This window comes from Allosphingosinicella sp. (assembly GCF_059502505.1).
The window spans coordinates 139919-156980 of record NZ_JCACEU010000013.1 but is presented as its reverse complement, the minus strand read 5'-3'; the positions used below and the strand labels follow the sequence as shown (position 1 = coordinate 156980).

Sequence of the window (17062 nt, the reverse complement as noted above, 5' to 3'; positions counted from 1 at the left end):
AGCCTGTCAGCTTCCCAAGCTGAACGCGCGGGTTCGATTCCCGCTACCCGCTCCAGCCTGAACAGGATGCCTCCGCGCTAGCTCAGCAGGTCGTCGACCGCGTCGGCGACGCTTTCCTCCTTGGGCTTGTCGTAGCGGCTCCTGAAGCCGGGAGCCGCAGCACGGGCGCGGGCGGCGAGATCTTCGTTGCGATAGACCTCGACCAGCGATGCGGCGAAGGCGTCCGGCTCGATCTGCTTCATCGGCACCATGCCGCCCAGTCCCAGTTTCGTCAGCGCGCGGGCGTGGATCAGTTTCTCCAGGTCGAAGTGGCAGATCACCTGCGGCAGCCCGGCGAGCAGCGCCGAGCAGACGAAGCCGTGACCTCCGTGGGAAACGAGCAGGCGCGAGCGCTCCGCAATTTCGGCGAAAGGCCGTGGCTGGGTTTCGACCTCCAGTCCCTTCGCTGCCAGAGTTTGCCTCAGATCGGCCGATGCGTTGAGCGGGAAGACCCGCACGGGCAGGCCGGAACGCGCCAATCCTTCCCACAGCGGCGCCGCGACCGGGACCTGCTCGGGCGTATAGACGAAGACCTCTTCGCCGCCGCCCGGCGCAAGGTCCGGCAGGTCACCCCGCAGCATCGGCTGTACCAGGGGGTCGCGGCGCCATTCGGCGTACGGATCGAGCTCGCTGAAACTGCCGGCAATCTCACGGCGGCCCTCGAAGATCTGGGGAAGCCGCTCGATCGGCTCGAGCCCGGTCCGGCGGAGCGCCAGGTTGGTGGCCTCGATCACCATATCTTCGTCGAAGACCGGCGCCTCGCCGGTCAGGCTCGGGAAGCGGTTCATCACCGAGGGGGGCGTGCTGAACGCGGTTCCGGAGCCGATCGTGGGGAGATGGCCGCGCGCCGCAAGGAGGAGGAAAGGCCCGTAATCGGAGATGACGAGGTCGGGATTGATCGCAGCCAGCAATTGCCGCCATGCGCGCAGCATCGCTTCCGTCAGCGCGGGATCGTCGAAGCCGAGCCGTGCGACAATGTCGCCCATGCTCTGCGGATGCCCGCTCCTAGGCCGGCTGGTGTTGATGAGGAAGCGCGGGCTCACCGGCGCCGGCCAGACCGGCACGCCCTCCAGCTTGTCCGAGGGGATGGCATCGACACGCTGGAGCGCGAAGCTGACGCGGTGCCCGCGCTTCCTGAGCGCCCCGGCGAGGCTCAGCAGCGCCGTCGCATGGCCCTGATTACCGCCGAATTCCCAGCCGAGCAGGACATGCGCCATCGGAGCTTTTCAGATCCCGTCCTGCACGATCATGCGGCCGTCGTCCTCGAGCCGCCCGACGAGATCGGCCAGGCAGGCGTCGAGGCGCTTCTGGTCGGTGCTGCGGATGACGAAGTTCGCACCCACCTTGCCCTCGCGGAAGAAGGGATAGCTGCCGATCTGGCAGCCCTCATGCGCCCGTTCGGTCTCGCGGAGGGTGTCGGCGACCTCGCTCTCCGGCACCCAGCAGCCGATCGTGCGCGAGAGGAGAGGCCGCCCGCCCTCGATCGTGCCGGACAGCGCCTCCAGCATCAGGGTGGCGATGTGCGGCACGCCGGCAAGGATGAAGATGTTGCCGTGGCGGATGCCGGGCGCCCCCGACATGCGGTTCTCGATGAGGCTGGCACCGGCCGGCACCCGCGCCATCCTTAGCCGCGCCTCGGTGATGCCGCCGCGGGTCGCGTAATAGGCTTCCAGCACCGCCCGTGCCTTCGGGTGCACCTCGACGCCGACGCCCGTCGCCTCCGCGATCGCATCGACGGTAATGTCGTCATGGGTCGGCCCGATGCCGCCGGTGGTGAACAGATAGTCGTTGGCGGCGCGCAGCTCGTTCACCGCGGCGACGATCTTCGCCATGACGTCGGGCACCACCCGCACTTCGCTCAGCCGGATGCCCTGGAGGTTCAGCCAGGTCGCGATCGGCGCGACGTTGCGGTCCTGGATGCGGCCGGACAGGATCTCGTCGCCGATGATCAGCAGCCCCGCCGTCCAGATCCGTTCGCTCATGCTGTCCCGTCGCTCCTGAACGCCGGCCCTAGACCAGATCGGCGATCCCAAATAGCCTCCTGATCATGGTCCCTGCCGTCCTCGCAATGCTGCTTCAAGCCGCGGCCCAGGCGCCGCCCGCCGATGGGCTGGAACTCGTCGGCCACGAATATAGCTGCACTGCCAAGGTCGAAATCGGGTCCGAACCGCTGCAGGGCGCGCTCGTCGTCACCGAGGAGGGAAAGCCGGACCGCTTCTCCGCACAATATTACGGAGTGCGCGACGAAATCGGCGATCTCTTCTTCGCCGAGAACTGGCGGGAGCTGAAGCGGCGGAGCATCGATCATCATGTGCGGCTCTCCCTCGTCTGGGACATACGCGACCTGACGATTAAGCGCGGCGGCACGCTTCCGACCTTCACCGCCGGCCAGTTCCGGATGAACGTGTCGACGCGGGAGAGACTGCCCGAGCAGGTGTTTCTGCTGCTCGCGAAAGGGGAGCATGAGTCGACCGGATTGATGGATTATGCCTATCGATGGCAGGGGCGTCAGACGAGCGCCGAATTCTCGATCCCGCTCGAGGATCTGTTCGGCTTCAAGGGAAAGGTCTCCCGGCTGAAGTGGCGGCTGATGGAGCCGCCGCTGCCGGTCGACTGGTTCTATTCGTCGCGGCAGGTGCGGGCCCAGGGTTGGGTCGAGCCCGACAGCGTCCGCACCCTTCAGGCGCCGTTCGCGGAGCTGATGAGGCAGCTCAGGGCCAGGGGCGCCGACTACCGCAGGCAGTGCGAGCGCGTGCCCATCTACTATGATCCGCTCTCGGACATCTCGGTCACTCGATAATCTCGCCGCCATCGCCTATATGCGGCGCATGAACGACTATCAGGTCATCGACCGCTACGACGCTCCCGCCTCCGCCCGCAGCGGCGCGATCAAGCTGCACGGGCCCGAGGGCTTTGCCGGCATGCGCGCCGCCGGCCGCCTCGCCGCGGAAATCATGGACGCTCTCGTGCCGCACGTGGTCCCCGGCGTCACCACCCAGGAGCTCGACGATTTCGTCTTCAAGATGATGGCCGATGCCGGCGCGCATCCGGCGACGCTCGGCTATCGCGGCTACGACAAGAGCTGCTGCACCTCGATCAATCATGTCGTCTGCCACGGCATACCCGGCGACCGGCCGCTGAAGGACGGGGACATCGTCAATATCGACGTGACGCCGGTGCTGAACGGGTGGCACGGCGACACCAGCCGGATGTATCTGGTCGGCGACGTGCCGGTAAAGGCGCGGCGGCTGGTCGACATCACCTATGAATGCCTGATGCTGGGGCTGGAGCAGGCCAAGCCGGGCAACCGCCTCGGCGACATCAGCCACGCCATCCAGAGCCATGCCGAGCGCAATCGCTACAGCGTCGTGCGCGACTTTTGCGGCCACGGCCTCGGCCAGCTCTTCCACGACGCGCCGGAGGTGGTCCATGCCGGCAAGCCCGGCACCGGCCCGGAGCTGCGCCCGGGCATGTTCTTCACCGTCGAGCCGATGATCAACATCGGCAAGGCCGCCTGCAAGGTGCTGGAGGACGGCTGGACCGCCGTCACCCGCGACCGCTCGCTCTCCGCCCAGTTCGAGCATTCGATCGGCATCACCGAAACCGGCTGCGAGATCTTCACCAAGAGCCCGAAGGGCCTCGACAAGCCGCCTTACGCCTGACGCGCCGGACTAGCGCAGGGTCACCTTCACGACATTGCCGCGGTCGCTCATGATCGTGCGAGTCTGGCCCGGCTGGAGCGGAGTGACGTAGGGCCAGCATTCTCGGAAGCTGCCGGCCCAGACGAAGCAGAGCTGGCGGTTGCGAACCGACCAGCGGCCGGTCGCCTCGCGCTTGCCGAAGACCGAGCGGACGATGCCGTCGCGGCCGAAATGGAGCGTCGAGGCCTGGCCGCGGGCCGGATCGAGTTGAGCGCTGCGACCCACCAGCTCCGATCCGGCGCGTCCGCCGCCGCCGAAGACGGTGGCGCAGCCGCTCGTCATCAAGGCGCCGGTGACGGCCAGCGCGATCAGGGGCTTACGCATGCTGCTCTCCTTCTGGCCGCGAACGATACAGAAATGGCGTCATGAAGCCAAATTGCGCCTGCCTAGTCGGCGGCGCGGAGCGGCGGCAGGCTCTTCACCAGCGCCACGATCTCGGCCTGGCGGCCGCAGCCGAGCTTCTCCGCGACCGCCTTGGTCTGGTTGCGGATCGTGCCGATCGCGGTCCGCCGCTCCTCGGCGAGCTGGGCGAGCGATGCGCCTTCGGAGATCCGGATCGCCACTTCCGCCTCGCTCGCGCTGAGGGCGTAGAGGGTCCTGAGCCGCGCCGCGAGGCTGTCGTCCCTGCCGTCGGGATCGGTGACCGTAACCAGCAGCTGGCGTCCGGCGAAACCCGCATGCATCGACACGATCGAAAGTTCGTAGTGGCCGCCGCCGCTCCGCATGATCCTCAGCGCGCTCGCCTCCGGCTGCGTCGGCGCTGACGCCCGCTCATAAGCCTCCGCCAGCGCTTTCTGGTCCGCGAGCCCGCAGGCGTTCAGGCGGCCTGCCTTGATGATCAGTCCGTCACCTCGCTCGACAATGATCTCCGCGCCGCGATTGCAGTGGAGCACGCGCCCGTCGGTGCCGAGGGTGAAGAGGCCATAGCCGATCGAATCCAACGCGCCCGCCACGCTCGCCTGCGCCTGCTCGGCCGCGTTCACCCTGCTGCGGATCGTCATCATCCGCTGGAGGTGGCCGACGCATTGGGTGAGCTGCCCAATCTCCGCTTCCTCAAAGGCGGGCTGGCTGCGCGCGCGATGGAAGCCGATGTCGGCGACCAGCACATCCGTGCGGATGCCGGCCCCCAGGCAGCGGAACGAATCGTCCCCCATGGCGCGGATCCAGTCGTTGTAGATCCGGCTTCCTTCATAGGCGCGGGAGGAGACGAGCTGTTCGCTGCTCCAGACACGGTTGGCGGAGCCGTTCGCGGCGAACGCCTCCGCCCACAGGTCGCAATCGGCGAAGTGGCGGTCATATTCCGCCATCTGCTCTTCCGAGAAATAGCCGCTGATCGAGATGCCACCGGTATCGGTCTGGAGGTTGCGCCAGTGGACGACGCCGGAGCGCGCCCCAAGGCTCTCGGTCAGCGAAAGGGCAAGCCGCTCCAGGCACTCGTCGTCGGTCGCGGCGTCGTAGATTTCCTCGATCGGGATGAGAAGCGACATCAAGCCTTCCGGACTGCCCGGTTTGGAACAGCTGGAACTTATTGCAGGCCCGCGCTTAACGAATCAACCGCTTACGAGCCTCAGTGGACATGAAAGCGTCACTGCGAGCGGCTCATTGCGAGACAGGGCGCGCCTCAGCGGCTATCCTCGGCACGAGACAAATCCGGAGAGTCGCGGGTGAAGAAGATCGAGGCTGTGATCAAGCCGTTCAAACTGGACGAAGTGAAGGAGGCGCTGACCGATCTCGGCGTCAGCGGCATCACCGTCACCGAGGCGAAGGGCTTCGGTCGGCAGAAGGGCCATACCGAACTCTACCGCGGCGCCGAATATGTGGTCGACTTCCTGCCCAAGGTGAAGCTGGAGGTGGTGGTCGAGGACGGGCTGGCGGAGCGTGTGGTCGAGGCGATCGCGACCGCGGCGCGGACGGGGCGGATCGGCGACGGCAAGATCTTCGTCCTCAACGTCGAGGAAGCCTTGCGCATCCGCACCGGCGAACGGGGGAGCGACGCGATATAGGCGTCATCCCGGCGAAGGCCGGGATCTCGGCGAGGAAGAGGCGCCGGTGTCTTCTCGTCCCGAGATCCCGGCCTTCGCCGCAATGACGAGTTAGGCTAGGGCGCGCCTGTGGAAGACCCCCTGCTCGCCTCCATGTCTCCCGACGAGCTCCGCGCTGCCATGCGGACACTGGGCTACAGGACGCAGAACGACCTCGCCGCCGCGATCGGCGTCAGCCGCTCGGCGGTGAGCCTGTGGCTGGAGGGCAAGGTCGGGGTGCCGCGTCCGGTTGCGATGCTGCTGCGCATGCTGATCGCCGCCCAGCGCCGGCAGTTCTAGGCCCGTTTCTCCACGTGAATTATTCACACCACGCCGTCCGGCACTGGACGCTGGTCCGAACCAATGGCGATGGTCGCGGCAGATTCGTTTCGAACTGAAGGAACATCGGCATGGCCAACGACGCGGGCAAGATCCTCAGCATGATCAAGGAGCAGGAGATCGAATGGGTCGACCTGCGCTTCACCGATCCCAAGGGCAAGTGGCAGCATCTGTCGATGGTCTCTGGCCTGATCGACGAGGACCAGCTCACCGACGGCTTCATGTTCGACGGCTCATCCATCGCCGGCTGGAAGGCGATCAACGAGAGCGACATGATCCTGAAGCCGGATCTCGACGCCGTCTATATCGACCCGTTCAGCGCGACCAACATGCTGATCATGTTCTGCGACATCGTCGATCCCGGCAGCGGCGAGCTCTACGCCCGCGACCCGCGCTCCACCGCCAAGCGCGCCGAAGCCTACCTGAAGACCACCGGCATCGGCGACACCGTCTATGTCGGCCCCGAAGCCGAATTCTTCATGTTCGACGACGTCCGTTTCGAGGACACGTACAACGCCTCCTACTTCCGCATCGACGATATCGAGCTGCCGACCAACACCGGCCGCGAATATGATGTAGGCAATCTCGCCCACCGCCCGCGCGCCAAGGGCGGCTATTTCCCGGTCGCGCCGGTCGACAGCGCGATGGACATACGAGGCGAGATGGTCTCGACGATGATCGAGATGGGCCTGCCGATGGACAAGCACCATCACGAGGTGGCCGCCTCGCAGCATGAGCTCGGCATGACCTACGGCACCCTGGTCGAGACCGCCGACCGGATGCAGATCTACAAATATGTCGTGCACATGGTCGCCCACGCCTACGGCAAGACCGCAACCTTCATGCCGAAGCCGATCAAGGCCGATAACGGCTCGGGCATGCACACCCACATCTCGATCTGGAACGGCAGCAAGCCGCTCTTCGCGGGCAATGGCTATGCGGGATTGAGCGAAACTGCGCTGTTCTTCATCGGCGGCGTCATCAAGCACGCCAAGGCGCTCAACGCCTTCACCAACCCGACCACCAACAGCTACAAGCGACTGGTGCCGGGCTTCGAAGCGCCGGTGCTGCTCGCTTATTCGAGCCGCAACCGCTCCGCCTCCTGCCGCATCCCCTACGGCGCTGGCGAGAAGGCGAAGCGGGTCGAGTTCCGCTTCCCCGATGCGCTCGCCAACCCCTATCTCGCCTATGCGGCGATCGTGATGGCCGGCCTCGACGGCATCCAGAACCGCATCCATCCCGGCGAGCCGATGGACAAGAACCTCTACGACCTTCCGCCGCAGGAGCTGGTCAACGTGCCGACCGTGTCCGGATCGCTGCGCGAGGCGCTGATCGCGCTCCAGAACGACCGCGCCTTTTTGACCAAGGGCGACGTGTTCAGCGATGACCAGATCGACGCCTATATGGAATTGAAGTGGGAAGAGCAGCTCCGCTGGGAGACGACGCCGAGCCCGATCGAATACGACATGTATTATTCGAGCTGAGCGAGGCCGGGCGGCGGATCAGCCGCCCGTTTCGATGCGGTTACGTCCGTTCTGCTTGGCGCGGTACATGAGGTTGTCGGCGCGTTTCAGCAGGTCGGCCTGAGCCTCGCCCCTGGCCGCTGAGACGACGCCTGCCGAGAAGGTGATGCTGCCGATCGGCGCATCCGTGCCGCGGGCGCGAAAGCGTTTGCCGGCCAATTCCTGCCGCGCCTTGTCGACGATGGCGGCGGCAGGGTCCGCGGCGACCTCTTCGAACAGGATCACGAACTCCTCGCCGCCGAGCCGCGCGACCATGTGGCCGCTGCAGTGACGCTGCAGCGAGTGGGCGACGGCGGACAGCACCCGGTCGCCGACGCCGTGGCCGTGGGAATCGTTGATCAGCTTGAAATTGTCGACGTCGCAGATGGCGATGGTGACGGCGACGCCGGCTTCGCTCAGCTGGCGATAGCGGTCCTCGAACGCGCGCCGGTTCGGCAGACCGGTGAGCCAGTCGCTCAGCGCCTCTTCCTTGGCGCTGGCCAGCTTCATCCTCAGCGCCTGAGCCTCCCTCGTGGTCTCGGCAAGCTGAGCCTCCGCGATTCGCGTCCGCTCGATCATCGCCCCGGTGATCCGGATCAGCTCGGCGCCGTCGCCGGAGGGGAGATTGGTCAGCTGCGCCGCTGAGCCCTCGAGGTCGCGGCCGTAGGTCTGCGCCTCCTTGCGGGTATGGTCGACGAGCCGCGCGAATTCATCCATCTGGGCGCGGGCGGAATTCAGCACCTCATATTGCACCACCGACGGCACCTGGCCGCCTCCGGCCTCGCTCAGGATCCGATCGGCTTCCTCCTGCGTCAGGCGGACGCCATCGTTCGTGACGGCTTCGAGCGCATCGACCGCATCCGGGCTGCTGCGCGTGATCATCATATGGGCAAGCATATAATTGGCCGGAGTCGGCGCCAGCCTGTGCTCGAACAGGAATTCGCCGATCGCATTGAACAGGCGCCGCTGCGCCTTTTCCAGCGAGCCGTTGCCGACGAGCGCTTCGGCGTTGGCGCGCCCGGGGGCACCGCCCCACGCCGCAGCCTTGCTATGCGAAACACCCATTGGCGGCCCCTCCCCGGCCGGTCGAAATCCGCGGAACAGACGACCCTAGCGAGCATATCTTTATATTTTGCGTCCGCGCCTCTGGCCTCCAACTATAGACCGGACTGCGCGGCAGCGATCAGGCGGCGGGTGATCGGCGCAAGGTCGTGCGGCAGCTCGTCCAGATCGAACTCACGCACGGCCTTGATCTCCAGCGACCAGCGCGGGCGGTAGCGCACCTCCTCCACCACGAACAAGGACGAACGGTCGTTCCGGTAATCAGGGCGATGGCTGAACCTCGCCACCTTGCGGACGGCGCCGCAGGACATCATGCCGATTTCCTCGCGCAGCTCGCGGCGTATCGCCTCCTCCGCGCCCTCGCCGCTCTTGCGTCCGCCGCCCGGGAGCCGCCAGCCGGTGGCATAGCTCAAGGTGACGAGGACGATCCTGCGATCCGGCGTCAGCGCCACCGCGTGAACGCCGGTCGTGCTCGGCTTGGTGAAGAACCAGAGCGAGCGCCGCAGGCGGTGGAGGGCGTGGACGGCCCCGTGCAGCAGTCGCCCCAGAAGAGGTTCCCGCTGCCCCTTCAGATCATGCGAGTGGCCACCGCCACTCCGCCCGCGAGCGCGATCATGGCGAGCAGGAAGCGGTAATCGATCCGCTCGGCGCGCCGCTTCAGATGCACCTTGGTCGTATAGTCGAGCTTCATCGGCACTCGAAGCCCGCGTTTAGATCGTCTGCCCATGCGCGGTCCTTTTCCGTCCGGGATCGGTGCCGTCAAGACCGGGTGATCCGCAGCCTCCGACCACGCGTTCGACCGTCCGGCTAAGCATTTGCCGGTGCTGGCATTCGCGTTTAGCGTGCGCGAAACCGGTGGGGACCGTCAGACGTGCCGATGTTCAGCCTTTTCGTGGCCGCCGTAGCGCAGGCGGCGCCCGCCGCACCGGGTGTGTCGATCGAACGCCTCAACGACAGCACGTTCGCGATGAGCATCGCAGCCCCTGCGAACGTCAGGGTTGCGGAGCTTCAGCAGCGGCTGCTCCCCTCCGCCCGCCTCGCCTGCCAGGCCAGGCGGCCGGTCCTCGCCCGCTACAGGATTCACGAGGGCGCGCTTCAGCAGGAGCTCCTCTGCCTCGACGCAGAGGCCACCCCGACGCCGGCCGCCGCCACGCTCGATGCGGAATGGGCGCCGACCTCCGCCAACCAGCAAGGCCTGGTCGCGGCCACCTATGCCTATTTCGCGGCCAAGGACGCGGCGCGCTATGCCGACGCCTACGACTTCCTCTCCGATCGGATGCGGGCGGACACACCGCTCGCCGCCTGGGCGGAAGCCGCACGCGACTTCAACGAGGCCGCCGGCCCCGCTTTGGGGCGCCGGATCGTCGAGATCAGCTGGTACAATCACCCGAGCGACGCCCCGGAGCCCGGCATCTACGTCGCCGCGGACTACAGCGCCGAGTTCGAGAAGCTCGAATTCGTCTGCGGTTATGTAATGTGGCGGCTGATGCCGGACGGCAGCCTGCGCCTCGTTCGCGAGGAGCAAAATCTCGCCCGCAAGCGCGGCGCGAAGCCCATGGCCGCGATCGACCGGGACCCGCTACGCACGCGCCTGGGGTGCAAGGACTGAAGCCCTCTCCCTGCCAGGCAGAGCGAGCTAGGCAGCCCTCGCCAGGAAAGCCGTCTCGCGATCCGCCCAGTTGCTGAAGCTCGGACGGCTCAGCATGCGATCGACATAGGCGGCGAGCTTCGGACGATCGCCGATCCCGACGCCGAGATGCCGCAAGTTCACGAACGGACTCGCCACCGCGATGTCCGCGAGCGTCAGCCGGTCCTCGATCAGGTAGCCGCTCTCCGGCATGACCCGCTCCAGATAATCGAGCATCGGCGGCAGTTCCTGCCGCTCCGCCGCATCGGCGGCCGCCGCATCCCCTTCGCGCTTCAGGAAACGCGGCGCGACGATGCGGTTGAAGAACATCTTGCGGCCGCAGTCGAACAGGATGGTGTCCGCGAACTCGTCATACCAGATCGTCTGCGCCCGCGCCTTCGGCTCCGTCGGGATCAGATTGGGCTCGGGCTTCACCGCCTCGAGATAGGTGACGATCGCGCTGGAATCGCAAATCGCGAAATCGCCGTCGCGAAAGCCGGGCATCTTGCCGAACGGACTGGCCTCCAGGAAATCGGGATCGTCGCCGCCGAGCGCCGTCGGCCTCAGCTCCAGCTCCATCCCTTTCTCCGCGCCGAATGCCAGCACCTTGCGGACGAACGGCGACAGCGACGAACCATAGACGATCATCTTCCACTCCCCGGCTTTCGTTTCCGACTGCAACCTTTATAGCCGCCCGCGCTCCCGCTCAACCGGAAGGAATTGCATTGGGGCCGAACCGCCCCTTGCTCTAAGCCGCGCCATGCTTCGCCGCACCGCCTCTCTCACACTTTGGCGCGCCGAGGCGCGGGCGACGGCTTTGCTTGCTTATCCGATCGTCCTCACGAATCTCGCCCAGTCGCTGATCCATGCGACCGACGTGGTGCTGCTCGGGCGTGTCGGCCCGCGCACGCTCGCGGCGGCGGCGCTGGGCGTGAACCTCTACGTCGCCTGCCTGATCTTCGGCATGGGCCTGATGACCGCCGCCGCGCCGATGATCGCGCGCGAGCGCGGCCGACGCTTCAACAGCGTCCGCGACGTCCGGCGCACGGTGCGCCAGGCGATGTGGGCCGCGGTGCTGATCGTGCTGCCGATGTGGGTCCTGCTCTGGAACGCAAAGGCGGTGCTGATGCTGCTCGGCCAGGAGCCCGCGCTCGCCGCCGACGCGCAGAGCTTCGTCCGCTTCCTGATGTGGGGGCTGCTGCCCGCCTTCCTCTATTTCGTGCTGCGGAACTTCCTCGCCGCGCTCGAGCGCCCGCTCTGGTCGCTCGTCGTCGCCGTCTGCGCGGTAATCTTCAACGCGGCGGTGAACACCTGCCTGATCTTTGGCGTGCCTGCGATCGGGCTGCCGCCGATGGGGCTGGTCGGCGCCGGCATCGGCAGCGCCTGCACGATCCTGCTCGAGTTCATCGGCATTGCGCTGATCGTCACGCGGCACCGGCAATTCCGCCGCTACCATCTGTTCGGCAATTTCTGGCGACCGGACTGGCCGCGCTTCCGCGAGGTCTGGCGGGTCGGCCTGCCGATCGCGGTGACGCTGACGCTGGAGGTCGGCATCTTCAACGCGGCGGTGTTCCTGATGGGCATCATCGGCACCGCCTCGCTCGCCGCCCACCAGATCGCGATCCAGATCGCCGCTCTGTCGTTCATGGTGCCGATGGGGCTCGGCCAGGCGGTGACGGTACGGGTCGGCCATGCCTGGGGCCGCGGTGACCCGGAGGGGATCGCCCGCGCCGGCTGGACCGCTTTCGCGCTCGGCACCGGTTTCATGGCGTTGATGGCGCTGTTGATGTGGGCGGCGCCGCACGCGCTCGTGTCGATCTTCCTCGACGTGAACGACCCGGCGAACCGCGCCGTCATCCCGCTCGCCGTCTCCTTCCTCGCGCTCGCGGCCCTGTTCCAGATCTTCGACGGGGCGCAGGCGGTCGGGGCCGGCATGCTGCGCGGCCTGCACGACACGACCATACCGATGATCTACGCTTTGTTCGGCTATTGGATCGTCGGCATGGGTGTGGCCGTCTGGCTCGGCTTCGGCCTCGGCTGGGAGGGCGTCGGCATCTGGACCGGCCTCGCCTCTGGTCTCGCCGTCGTGGCGGTGCTGATGCTGTTCCGATGGACCCGGCGCGAGCGTCTCGGGTTGATGGCCGGGTGAGGATCGCCACCTTCAACGTCAACGGCGTCAACGGCCGGCTGCAGCGCCTGATCGAATGGCTGGAAGAGACGCAGCCCGACGTCGCCTGCCTGCAGGAGTTGAAGGCGCCGCAGGAGAAGTTCCCGGAAGCCGCCATCGAGAAAGCCGGCTACGGCGCGCTCTGGGCCGGCCAGAGCCGCTGGAACGGCGTCGCCATCCTCGCCCGCGGCTGCGAGCCGGTCGAGACCCGCCGCTGCCTCCCCGGCGATCCTGAGGACGCGCAGGCCCGCTATATCGAGGCGGCGATCAAGGGCGTGCTGATCGGCTGCCTCTATCTCCCGAACGGCAATCCGCAGCCCGGCCCCAAGTTCGACTACAAGCTGGCCTGGTTCCAGCGCCTGCATGATTATGCAGCCGAGCTCATGGCAGCCGACATTCCGGTGGTGCTCGCCGGCGACTACAATGTCGTGCCGACCGACTTCGACATCTACAATCCGCGCAGCTGGCTCAAGGACGCGCTGCTCCAGCCGGAGAGCCGCGAAGCCTATGCGCGGCTCCTCGCACAAGGCTGGACCGACGCGCTCCGCCACCTCCATCCGGACGAGCGTATCTACACCTTCTGGGACTATTTCCGAAATGCATGGGGCCGCAATGCGGGCCTCAGGATCGACCATCTCCTGCTCAGCTCGTCGGTCGCGCCGCGGCTGCGCGCCGCCGGTGTTGACCGCGAGGTGCGCGGGCGCGAAGGCGCGAGTGACCATGCTCCCACCTGGATAGAGCTCGAATGATCAAGGTCGGCATCCTCGAAACCGGCGTCCCACCCCCCGATCTCCTGCCCCGCTTCGGCCGCTACGATGCGATGTTCGCCAAGCTGCTCGGTTCAGGCTTCCAGACCACCACCTACGAGGTGCTGGACGGCCGCTACCCGCGCCTGCCGGAAGAGCAGGACGCCTATATCGTCACCGGCTCGCCCGCAGGCGTCTACGAGGACCATGCCTGGATCCCGCCGCTCAAGAAATTCCTGCGTGCCGCCAAAGGCAAGGCCAAGCTGGTCGGCATCTGCTTCGGCCACCAGATCATGGCGGAGGCGTTCGGCGGCCGGGTCGAGAAATCGCACCGCGGCTGGGGCATCGGCCTCCTTCACTATGACGTGCACGAGCACGCGCCCTGGATGGACCCGAACGTCGAGCGGTTCGGCATTCCCGTCTCCCACCAGGACCAGGTGGTCGAGGCACCGCCCTCCGCCCGCACTTTGGCCGGCAGCCCGTTCAACCCCTTCGGGCTGCTTCAATATCAGGACCAGCCCGCAATCTCCTTCCAGTGCCATCCGGAGTTCGAACCGGCCTATGCCAAGGCGTTGATCGAGACGCGGCGGGACCGGGTGCCGAGCCCCGACCTCGCCATCGCCTCGCTGGACGAGCCGAACGATCGCGATCGCGTCGCGGGCTGGATCCGCGCCTTCCTCCGGGAGCCGCTTCCGTGACCGCCTGGCGCGCGGTCACAGCCGACATCACGACCCTCGCCGTCGATGCGATCGTCAACGCCGCCAATTCGAGCCTGCTCGGCGGCGGCGGCGTCGACGGCGCCATCCACCGCGCCGCCGGGCCGGAGCTCCTCGATGAATGCCGCACGCTCGGCGGCTGCCCGCCCGGCGAGGCGCGCATCACAAGAGGCTACGGCCTGCCCGCTGCCCACGTCATCCACACGGTGGGTCCGGTTTGGCGCGGCGGTAAGGAAGGCGAGCCCGAGACCCTGGCCGCCTGTCACCGCAACAGCCTCGCTCTGGCGGCGGAGCATGGCCTCCGGACCATCGCCTTTCCGGGCATCTCGACCGGCGTCTACGGCTATCCTTCAGACCGCGCGGCCGACGTCGCCGCCGCCGCGGTCAGCCGCTTCCTCGGCTCCAGCGCCCACGTTTTCGACGAGATCCTGTTCGTCGGCTTCAGCGCCGACGCGACCCGGACCTACGCCGCCGCCATCGCCCGGCACACGCTCTGAAGGCGCGGTAACCCTGCATCTTAATAAACTGTTGCGACTGGGAAACAGTTTGGGATTTTCATTCCGCCGACGGAAACAAGCGACTCGTCCACCGTTCAGCGCCCAAGGCACCTACGGGGCAGAAGGAACGAGAATATGCTGAAGGCGATCTCCGGCGACACTGGCAAGATCTTCGCGCACGATCCGGCGGCGCGGGGCTACAACATCCTCTACCGGCAGGATCAGGTGAACCACTGCCCGTCCTGCGGCCGCACCCACTGGTATGTCGGCCGCGTCTCGGCCGAATGCGCCTTCTGCGCCACCGCCCTCCCGCTGGTGGAAGCGGTCACCGGCCACGGCAGCTACCGCACCCCCGCCCGCCCCTCGGTCTTCGCCGACGCGGCCTGAGCGAGACCTTTCCGCCGGAACTTCCGCGGCTTAGAAAGAGCATCCTCGTCTGGGATGCTCTTTTGAAAACGCTCGCTCTGCTTCTGTCGGCCGCAATCCTCCTCACATCCTGGGAGGCCGGAGCGACCCCGCTGCCTCGGCGCGACGAGGTAGCCCTTCCTGACGAGAAGCATCTCGTGCCGGAGCTGGAGGCCGCGCTGGAGCAGGCGAAGACTGACGCCCCCGCGACCCTCTCCTCGCTGGACGTCCTGCTCGCCAAGCTGCCGCGTCAGACGCCGATGCGGGGCCTGGTGCAGTTCTTTCGCGCCGAGATGATGGTTCGGACCGACAGCGGCGATGCCAGGGCGGCTATCGACGAGAGCATTCTCCTGCTTCCCCAATATACCGCCCCTCTGTTCGTCGCTGCGCGGATCGAGGCCTTTGACGACCGGCCGGGACAGGCCGTCGACCTCCTGCTCCGCGCCGCCCGGATCGACCGGCGTATCCTCCACAGCCTCGACGACTATGAGGCCGGCAATCTCCTCGGCCGCCTCAACGAAGTGAACGACCGCCTGCGCGTGATCGCGCTCAGCGAGCGGCTGCTGGAGGCAGGCTGGAGAAACGGAAGCCCGGCAACCCTTTCCTCGATGGCCTTTTCGGTCCTGCAGGCGCGGCTCGACAGCGGTGACATAAAAGGCGCCGAGGCCATGGTCCCGCGGCTCACCACGCCGAGCCTGCTCGCCAGGCTGCTGACGGAGAAGAAGTTCGCGCCGCTCCGCGCGAGCGCCGAAGCCCGAGCGGGGCCCTGGCTGGAGAAGATCTGGCCGATCCACCTCAATGAGACACGCCGGCGCTGGGAAGCCAAACGGGATCTCGAACCAGGCCGCAGCTATGCCTACGCACTCGCCCTGGCAGGACATGACCGCACTTTGGTCGACACGTTCGGACTGCGCCTCCGCGAACCCATTGCCAAACGTGACGAGCCGCTCATCTTCATCGCCACCAGCGTCGCGTCGGCGCTCGCCAATCTCGGTCGCCGGGAGGAGGCGATCGCCATCTTCGAACAGCCGCTGAAGACATGGCCGGCCGACGACCACGTGCTCGCCCTCAATCTCACCTCCAATCGCGGCCGGCTCAGGATGGCGAACGGCGACTTCGCCGGCGGCCTCGCGGACCTGGACGCTGCGATCGCCGCCGCGCCGAAATGGGGCGGACAGGTCAATCACGGCGCGATTGCCTCGATGCACCTTCAGCGGGCCTGCGCGCTCGCCGCTCTCGGCCGCAGCGCGGAGGATGCGCGTTCCGTCGAAATCGTGCGCGCGCGCGAGGCCGTCGATCCTACGGACACAGTTCGCCTGTTCCTGTGCAAGGATGATCTGCGGGCGGCGAGGGAGGCGGCGTTACGCGCGCTCGACAATGAGGAGACGCGGTCCGTGATGCTCGCCCTCCTGCGGCCATCGAAGGAGGAGCCTCATGCCAGCGACTATGAGCGGCTGATCGCCGAACGCTACAAGAGGTTTCGCGCCGACCCGGCCGTTCGTGCCCGGGCGTCCAGATACGCCTACATCCCCGGGGCGCCGCTGAACGCCAACGCACCGCCGGAAGTCGCTGCCGGCGGGCCTTAGCCCTTCCGGCCGGTGTAGAGAGTGTTGATCCGCGCCGGGTCCAGGCCGCCGAGATACAGTCCAAGGCACGCCAGGTTCCGTGCCGAACGCCTGAACCATCCGTCCCGCTCCCAGCGCTCGGCCGAAGTGATGGCGTTCGCTTCGAGAGTTCGAAGCCGCAGCCGGCCGAGGCGACGGACGATGTCGACGTCCTCCATCAGCGGGATCGCCTTGTAGCCGCCGATCGCGTCGTAGAGCGCCCGCGAAATCAGCAAGCCCTGATCGCCATAAGGGAGGCCGAACAGATTCACCCGCGCGGCAACGCCTCGCTCCAGGAGCCGTGCCTGCCAGGCTTGGGAGGCGAGACGGAAGCGAAAACAGGCCGCCTTTGCCGGTGCTTCAGCCATGTGTCGCTCGGCGGCGTCGCGCCAGCCGACAGCGAGGAGGGTGTCGGCGTGGAGGAGGAGCAGCCACTCGCCACGCGCTGCCTCAGCGCCGGTGCGGAGCTGGACGCCTCTTCCCTTCGGCGCAGCGATCAGCTTTGCGCCCCGCGCAACGGCGATTTCCTGCGTGCCATCGGTTGAGCCGCCGTCGACGACGATGATCTCCGAGGCGCCGTCCAGTCGCTCAAGGCAGGCCTCCAGCGTTCGTGCGGCGTTCAGCGCCGGGATGACG

General features: G+C 67.0%; 21 protein-coding genes. 12 read left to right on the top strand and 9 right to left on the bottom strand.

What is annotated here, in order from left to right:
• Positions 1 to 77: 77 nt before the first annotated feature.
• Together AC5JBD_RS02070 and AC5JBD_RS02065 are read right to left on the bottom strand one after the other, a co-directional pair.
• Entirely contained in the window at positions 78 to 1256 is a 1179-nt protein-coding gene (locus tag AC5JBD_RS02070; protein WP_495720098.1) for a nucleotide disphospho-sugar-binding domain-containing protein, read from the bottom strand.
• 9 nt (positions 1257 to 1265) lie between these two features.
• On the bottom strand, positions 1266 to 2021 hold the full coding sequence (locus AC5JBD_RS02065; RefSeq protein WP_495720097.1) for a competence/damage-inducible protein A: 756 nt from the start codon (positions 2019 to 2021) through the stop codon (positions 1266 to 1268).
• Positions 2022 to 2086: 65 nt separating this feature from the next.
• Here AC5JBD_RS02065 and AC5JBD_RS02060 point away from each other — a divergent pair, with 65 nt between their 5' ends.
• Both AC5JBD_RS02060 and map read left to right on the top strand, forming a co-directional pair.
• A complete protein-coding gene (locus tag AC5JBD_RS02060) occupies positions 2087 to 2839 on the top strand; it encodes a hypothetical protein (RefSeq protein WP_495720096.1) in 753 nt (250 codons plus the stop codon).
• Positions 2840 to 2867: 28 nt separating this feature from the next.
• Positions 2868 to 3701: a type I methionyl aminopeptidase gene (gene map, locus AC5JBD_RS02055; protein WP_495720095.1), complete on the top strand. Its 834-nt coding sequence runs from the start codon at positions 2868 to 2870 to the stop codon at positions 3699 to 3701.
• Between the two features lie 9 nt (positions 3702 to 3710).
• Here the strand turns inward: map and AC5JBD_RS02050 are convergent, their stop codons facing one another.
• Both AC5JBD_RS02050 and AC5JBD_RS02045 read right to left on the bottom strand, forming a co-directional pair.
• The gene (locus AC5JBD_RS02050) at positions 3711 to 4064 is read right to left on the bottom strand and encodes a hypothetical protein (RefSeq protein WP_495720094.1); all 354 of its coding nucleotides are present in this window, start codon (positions 4062 to 4064) and stop codon (positions 3711 to 3713) included.
• A 62-nt stretch (positions 4065 to 4126) separates the two neighbouring features.
• Positions 4127 to 5227 carry a helix-turn-helix transcriptional regulator gene (locus AC5JBD_RS02045; protein WP_495720093.1) on the bottom strand — a complete coding sequence of 367 codons (1101 nt, stop codon included), beginning with the start codon at positions 5225 to 5227 and terminating at the stop codon, positions 4127 to 4129.
• Positions 5228 to 5404: 177 nt separating this feature from the next.
• On the opposite strand from AC5JBD_RS02045, the gene AC5JBD_RS02040 reads away from it, so the two are divergent.
• The 3 genes from AC5JBD_RS02040 (at position 5405) to glnA (ending at position 7584) form a co-directional block, all read left to right on the top strand.
• Positions 5405 to 5743 (top strand): P-II family nitrogen regulator, encoded by a 339-nt coding sequence (locus AC5JBD_RS02040; RefSeq protein WP_495720092.1) that lies wholly within the window; start codon positions 5405 to 5407, stop codon positions 5741 to 5743.
• A 108-nt stretch (positions 5744 to 5851) separates the two neighbouring features.
• Positions 5852 to 6061: a helix-turn-helix domain-containing protein gene (locus tag AC5JBD_RS02035; RefSeq protein ID WP_495720091.1), complete on the top strand. Its 210-nt coding sequence runs from the start codon at positions 5852 to 5854 to the stop codon at positions 6059 to 6061.
• Between the two features lie 110 nt (positions 6062 to 6171).
• The gene (gene glnA / locus AC5JBD_RS02030; protein ID WP_495720090.1) at positions 6172 to 7584 is read left to right on the top strand and encodes a type I glutamate--ammonia ligase; all 1413 of its coding nucleotides are present in this window, start codon (positions 6172 to 6174) and stop codon (positions 7582 to 7584) included.
• 18 nt (positions 7585 to 7602) lie between these two features.
• Here the strand turns inward: glnA and AC5JBD_RS02025 are convergent, their stop codons facing one another.
• The 3 genes from AC5JBD_RS02025 to AC5JBD_RS02015 form a co-directional block, all read right to left on the bottom strand.
• The gene (locus AC5JBD_RS02025) at positions 7603 to 8667 is read right to left on the bottom strand and encodes a GGDEF domain-containing protein (protein ID WP_495720089.1); all 1065 of its coding nucleotides are present in this window, start codon (positions 8665 to 8667) and stop codon (positions 7603 to 7605) included.
• Positions 8668 to 8759: 92 nt separating this feature from the next.
• The gene (locus AC5JBD_RS02020; protein WP_495720104.1) at positions 8760 to 9170 is read right to left on the bottom strand and encodes an NUDIX domain-containing protein; all 411 of its coding nucleotides are present in this window, start codon (positions 9168 to 9170) and stop codon (positions 8760 to 8762) included.
• A 62-nt stretch (positions 9171 to 9232) separates the two neighbouring features.
• Positions 9233 to 9391 carry a hypothetical protein gene (locus AC5JBD_RS02015; RefSeq protein WP_495720088.1) on the bottom strand — a complete coding sequence of 53 codons (159 nt, stop codon included), beginning with the start codon at positions 9389 to 9391 and terminating at the stop codon, positions 9233 to 9235.
• 150 nt (positions 9392 to 9541) lie between these two features.
• Here AC5JBD_RS02015 and AC5JBD_RS02010 point away from each other — a divergent pair, with 150 nt between their 5' ends.
• Entirely contained in the window at positions 9542 to 10273 is a 732-nt protein-coding gene (locus AC5JBD_RS02010; protein WP_495720087.1) for a DUF4019 domain-containing protein, read from the top strand.
• Between the two features lie 27 nt (positions 10274 to 10300).
• On the opposite strand, the gene AC5JBD_RS02005 is transcribed toward AC5JBD_RS02010, so the two are convergent.
• On the bottom strand, positions 10301 to 10939 hold the full coding sequence (locus tag AC5JBD_RS02005; RefSeq protein WP_495720086.1) for a glutathione S-transferase family protein: 639 nt from the start codon (positions 10937 to 10939) through the stop codon (positions 10301 to 10303).
• A 112-nt stretch (positions 10940 to 11051) separates the two neighbouring features.
• On the opposite strand from AC5JBD_RS02005, the gene AC5JBD_RS02000 reads away from it, so the two are divergent.
• From AC5JBD_RS02000 to AC5JBD_RS01975, 6 genes are all read left to right on the top strand, one after another.
• A complete protein-coding gene (locus AC5JBD_RS02000) occupies positions 11052 to 12440 on the top strand; it encodes an MATE family efflux transporter (protein ID WP_495720085.1) in 1389 nt (462 codons plus the stop codon).
• Positions 12437 to 13207: an exodeoxyribonuclease III gene (gene xth, locus AC5JBD_RS01995; protein ID WP_495720084.1), complete on the top strand. Its 771-nt coding sequence runs from the start codon at positions 12437 to 12439 to the stop codon at positions 13205 to 13207. Before AC5JBD_RS02000 ends, xth begins: the two co-directional genes overlap by 4 nt.
• Complete coding sequence (locus AC5JBD_RS01990) at positions 13204 to 13902, top strand: glutamine amidotransferase-related protein (protein ID WP_495720083.1); 699 nt, start codon at positions 13204 to 13206, stop codon at positions 13900 to 13902. Before xth ends, AC5JBD_RS01990 begins: the two co-directional genes overlap by 4 nt.
• Positions 13899 to 14417: an O-acetyl-ADP-ribose deacetylase gene (locus tag AC5JBD_RS01985; RefSeq protein WP_495720082.1), complete on the top strand. Its 519-nt coding sequence runs from the start codon at positions 13899 to 13901 to the stop codon at positions 14415 to 14417. The genes AC5JBD_RS01990 and AC5JBD_RS01985 overlap by 4 nt, the downstream gene beginning before the upstream one ends.
• A gap of 135 nt (positions 14418 to 14552) precedes the next feature.
• A complete protein-coding gene (locus AC5JBD_RS01980; protein ID WP_495720081.1) occupies positions 14553 to 14804 on the top strand; it encodes a hypothetical protein in 252 nt (83 codons plus the stop codon).
• Positions 14805 to 14866: 62 nt separating this feature from the next.
• Complete coding sequence (locus AC5JBD_RS01975; protein ID WP_495720080.1) at positions 14867 to 16408, top strand: hypothetical protein; 1542 nt, start codon at positions 14867 to 14869, stop codon at positions 16406 to 16408.
• Here the strand turns inward: AC5JBD_RS01975 and AC5JBD_RS01970 are convergent.
• On the bottom strand, positions 16405 to 17058 hold the full coding sequence (locus AC5JBD_RS01970; RefSeq protein ID WP_495720103.1) for a TIGR04283 family arsenosugar biosynthesis glycosyltransferase: 654 nt from the start codon (positions 17056 to 17058) through the stop codon (positions 16405 to 16407). The two genes, AC5JBD_RS01975 and AC5JBD_RS01970, sit on opposite strands and share 4 nt — an antisense overlap.
• Between the last annotated feature and the right edge of the window lie 4 nt (positions 17059 to 17062).